This window comes from Microbacterium sp. (assembly GCF_052099035.1).
GTDB lineage: Bacteria > Actinomycetota > Actinomycetes > Actinomycetales > Microbacteriaceae > Microbacterium.
The window spans coordinates 1-4,302 of the sequence record NZ_JBQDSX010000128.1 but is presented as its reverse complement, the minus strand read 5'-3'; the positions used below and the strand labels follow the sequence as shown (position 1 = coordinate 4,302).

Below are 4,302 nucleotides of genomic sequence, written 5' to 3'. Positions count from 1 at the left end.
GCCTGGTTGCCGAGCTCCATCTGCGATGAGGCGCGCCCGACCGTGCCAGCGGCATCATCGAGGACGGCGATGGAGTTGATCGTGAAACCGAGACCGGCGCCGAGCCCGGCGATGATCCAGCCCACGGCGGCGACGGGGACGGGGACGGTGGTGAGGATCACGGCACCGATCACCGTCAAACCCGCGATGACGAGAATCGCTCCGAGGCGCGCGATGCCCCCCTTGGTCATGCCCCACTTCAGGAGCCGGGCGGGGGCATAGGCGCCGGCGGTCCACCCGATGATGCCTGCGGTCAGGACGATCCCGGCGAGTGTAGCGCTGATCCCTCGCACGCTGGTAAGGGCGAGCGGAATGAACAGGTCTGCGGTGAAGAACGCCATGGACAAGGCGGCTGCGAACACCACATTCGCCGGGAGCCCTCGACGCGCGGTGAGCGTCCCGGCAGGCAGAACCCGCCGGACGTGCGTGCGCGCCCTGACCTCGAGCTCGCGGAGGTTGCGGCTGACGCGTTCGATACGTAATTCAGTACAGGCGTATCGAGGTGGCTGCACCACTGGGCGCCGATTTGTGGGCGCGAAAAAGCCCCCCGACGCAGGTCGCGTCGAGGGGCAGGTGAGTACGATCCGGTCGTGACTTCGTCTGATCTTCACGAGGCCTTTCCGACTGCTCGGTCTGCGGGCTGAGCTGCCGATACCGGAGGGCGCCCGGGAGGGTCACACGCCGACGCGCGGCGGGTGGTGAGACGGTCAGTGATGACTCAGTTGTAAAGCATGCCGCCGTCGACGAGAAGCACCTGGCCGGTGACGTAGTCCGAGTCGGGGCCGGCGAAGAACGACACGACCTTCGCGACGTCCTCGGGGGTCTCGATGCGGCCGAGCGCGATGCCCTCCACGTTTTCCTTGAGGTTCTGGCCGAGTGGCTTGCCGTTGATCTTGCTGAGCTCGGCGTCGATGAGTTCCCACATGCCGGTGCCGACGATGCCGGGCGCGTAAGCGTTCACCGTGATGCCCTTCGGAGCGAGCTCCTGCGCGGCCGCCTGGGTGAAGCCGCGAACGGCGAACTTCGAGGCCGAATACGCGCTGAGGATGGGGAACCCCTGGATCGACGCGATGGATGCCGCGGAGATGATCTTTCCACCGTGACCGAGCTGTTCGAACTTCGCTGCGGCCGCCTGGATGCCCCAGACCACGCTGTCGACGTTGATCCGGAAGATCTGATCGAGCTCTTCGGCGGTGATCTCGAGTACGGGCTTGATCTGGGCGATGCCGGCGTTGTTGACGATCACATCGAACCCGCCGAGCTGTTCGGCGGCTGCGTCGACAGCGGCAACGACCTGGTCGCGCTTCGACACGTCCGCAGCGACGAAGACCGCTTTTCGGCCCAGCTGCTCGATCTCGGCGACGACCGAATCACCCTTCTCGCGCTGCGGCTCGATGTCCGCGACGGCGATGTCAAAACCGTCGGCGGCGAGACGAAGCGCGATGCCGCGCCCGATCCCCTGCCCGGCTCCGGTGACCAATGCGACCTTATCCTGAATAGCCATTCTCGTACTCCTTCTCAAACGCGAACGGGCGCCCAGCAGATTCGATGTTCGCGGGCCTGGCGCGTCGTACAGTGCAGGGCCAGCAGAAGTGGCTGCCCGTCTCCCACTTCAACATGGCGAATCGATTGTATTCCCTGGCGCTCCTGACGTGCCAGGGTCACGCCATGAACGGCATGAGTTCGGGAGGCATGGTCACAAAGGGCCGCATCATATCGCGATCCTCGTGCTCGAGGATGTGGCAGTGGTACATGTAGCGGCCGCTGTAGGCGTGGAACCGGACGGCGATCTCGACGATTTCGTGGGGGTTGACGCGGACTGTGTCTTTGAGCCCGCGCTCGTTGGCGTCGATGACGTGGTCGAGCTCGTCGTCGGGGTCGCGACCGAGAGTGATCCGCGCGCTGAGGTCGAGATCGCCGATGCCGTCGTCGGGGATCTCCCAGCCGATGGGCCGGCGCGCGAGGACCTGGAAGGGATCGAGGTGGATGTGGATGGGGTGCGTGTCATCGGTGAGGTTGATGAGCTGCCAGATCTCGTACTGGCCGAGCATCGGGAAGAACGTGGCGGTGTCCTCGAAGTGGGCGGCAACCGCGCGGTAGCGCGTCGTGTGGTCGCCGTCGGTGAGGGTGATCAGCGGACCGGTCGTCTCGTCCTCGTCGTCGACAACGGCGAGCTCACGCATGGTCAGCATGTTGGGTACGTCCTCGAACTCGCGCTCGACAAGCGCGATGGCACGCCGCGGCGCCGCGTCCAGCTCCTCGGGTTTTGGCAGGGCGAAGTCGGTCGCCAGTTCGCGGGGCACCGGACGGTGCGCGACCGGGCCCGGGACGACACGGAAACGCATGACCTGGGGGTACGGCAGCAGCGCGTCGAGATCCGCGGCATCGGCGGCATCAGCGGCGGGAAAGGGCGCGCCATCGAACGGAGCGCCGGCGGTGTTGTAGAGCGTGAGCTCGGTGCCCGGTTGAAGGTCCGAGAAGTCGACGAGCAGGTCGGCGCGCTCGGCTGAGGCGAGGACCAGCCCGTCGGGTGGCAGCGCGACGGGCTCGCGGAGTAGGCCCGAGTCGGTGCCGATCTGAGTGATGCGATCGAATTCGGGCACGCCGTCTCGCAGCAGCACGAGCCGGAAGGTGCGGGCGTTGGAGCCGTTGAGCACGCGGAAGCGGTACGTGGCGGGCTGGACGTCGAGGATAGGCCAGACTTTGCCGTTGACGACCGTGAACGGCGCGAAGGCCTCCATCACCCCAGGGTCGGTCTTGTGCACCAGCTGGCCGGTCAGCCGACCGCCCTCGTCGAGTCCGAAGTTACGGTCCTGCAGCAGCAGCGGCACCTCGTACGGTGGTCCCTCGGGCAGCCCGAGGTCACGTTCGCGCTGGTCGCGGATGATCCACAGTCCCGCCAGCCCGGCGTATACGTCGAACCGAGTGACGCCCATCACGTGGTCGTGGTACCAGAGCAGCGTCGCGCGTTGGTCCATCGGGTAGTCAAATACGGCGAGCTGGCCGGGTGCGAAGAGGTTCTCGGTCCAGCCGTCGTACACGGCCGGTGTCAGGCCACCGTGCAGGTGCACGACCGAGTGTCCCGTCAGCGCCGCGGCGTGCGGGTCCGGCGTGCCGCCGCTCAGACCGGGACTGCACTGCACAGGCACACCGTCGGCGTCGACCTCGTCGCCGGCCATCGTTACGATGACGGGCAGCCCGCCGTCAAGCTCGTTGCGCCACTCGACGCGGACCGGGTGGCCGCGCTCAGCCTCGATCGTCGGGCCTGGGAGCGTGCCGTCGTAGCCCCACACACGCGACCGGGGCAGATCGCGATGGAAGCTGTGTGAGCCGGTACGGATCCGCACCGTCAGACGGCCGTTGTGATCGCGCGCGAGCAGGCGCTCGGGCAACGGCAGAACGTCGACGAACGGCGTCAGAGGCATGCGCTGCGCGGCGGCCATGCGCTACACGCTACCAGCCCGCCCGACGTGTCGTGGGACTATGCGCACACGGGCATAACGGATGGAGTTCCGCGCGCAGACGCGAGCGTCGAACAGAGGTCTCGCGGATGTCGCGGGCGCGGTCTAGATTCCCGGGTATGAGCGCTGGGGAGCGGATCTACTCGGCGGTGTTGCACCGGGACAAGCGGGCCGAGCAGGAGCTCGATCCTGAGGTGCGACGCAATCTCGCGCCCAATGGACTTCGACTGGTGGCCGCCAACGCGCTCCAGTCCTCGGGCGATCAGATCGTCAACGCCTCGACCGTGCTGCCGTGGCTGTTCAACGCCCTCGGCGTTCCCGTGGCGCTGACGGGCCTACTGGTGCCGATCCGCGAGTCGCTCTCGATGCTCCCGCAGGCGTTCCTCACGCCACTCATCGTCCGTGTGCGGTTCCGCAAGTGGGTGTTCATCTCCGGCGCTCTGGTGCAGGCCGCTTCGGCGGGAGTGATCGCCGGAACCGCCGCGCTCGGGCAGGGCCTGGTCGCCGGGGTCGTGATCCTGGTCGGGCTGGCGGCGTTCGCGCTGGGGCGGTGCCTGTGCTCGATCGCCTCCAAGGACGTCCAAGGGAGGACCATACCCAAGGGCGAACTGCGAACCAGTTCGGCCCGGGGCCAACATCTTTCTCGACGCGGCCGGCGCCGACAGGTTCTTCGGATGGTTCGCGAATGCCGACGTGGCGGCTCATCACACTCCGTGGCGAGGACCGCACCCGACTCGGCGAGGCACTGGACGCCGTCGGCAGCGTCGACCGCGAACCTGGGGAGCGCAACCCCAAGCCCTTC

The 4,302-nt window shown here is 67.3% G+C and carries 2 protein-coding genes and 2 pseudogenes; 1 reads left to right on the top strand and 3 read right to left on the bottom strand.

Annotation, left to right across the window (positions count from 1 at the left end):
- The 3 genes and pseudogenes from ACTIAO_RS17200 to ACTIAO_RS17190 form a co-directional block, all read right to left on the bottom strand.
- Window positions 1-380 (bottom strand): annotated as a pseudogene (locus ACTIAO_RS17200) (hypothetical protein); the annotation flags it as partial.
- A gap of 377 nt (window positions 381-757) precedes the next feature.
- Window positions 758-1,543 (bottom strand): acetoin reductase, encoded by a 786-nt coding sequence (locus ACTIAO_RS17195; RefSeq protein WP_025104939.1) that lies wholly within the window; start codon window positions 1,541-1,543, stop codon window positions 758-760.
- Window positions 1,544-1,700: 157 nt separating this feature from the next.
- Window positions 1,701-3,482 carry a multicopper oxidase family protein gene (locus ACTIAO_RS17190; RefSeq protein ID WP_054682937.1) on the bottom strand — a complete coding sequence of 594 codons (1,782 nt, stop codon included), beginning with the start codon at window positions 3,480-3,482 and terminating at the stop codon, window positions 1,701-1,703.
- 137 nt (window positions 3,483-3,619) lie between these two features.
- On the opposite strand from ACTIAO_RS17190, the pseudogene ACTIAO_RS17185 reads away from it, so the two are divergent.
- Window positions 3,620-4,302: pseudogene (locus ACTIAO_RS17185) on the top strand (hypothetical protein); the annotation flags it as partial.

Excerpts from the sequence above, each read along its gene's own strand:
- ACTIAO_RS17195 (WP_025104939.1), bottom strand. The coding sequence starts at position 1,543 with ATGGCTATTCAGGATAAGGTCGCATTGGTCACCGGAGCCGGGCAGGGG.
- ACTIAO_RS17190 (WP_054682937.1), bottom strand. The coding sequence starts at position 3,482 with ATGGCCGCCGCGCAGCGCATGCCTCTGACGCCGTTCGTCGACGTTCTG.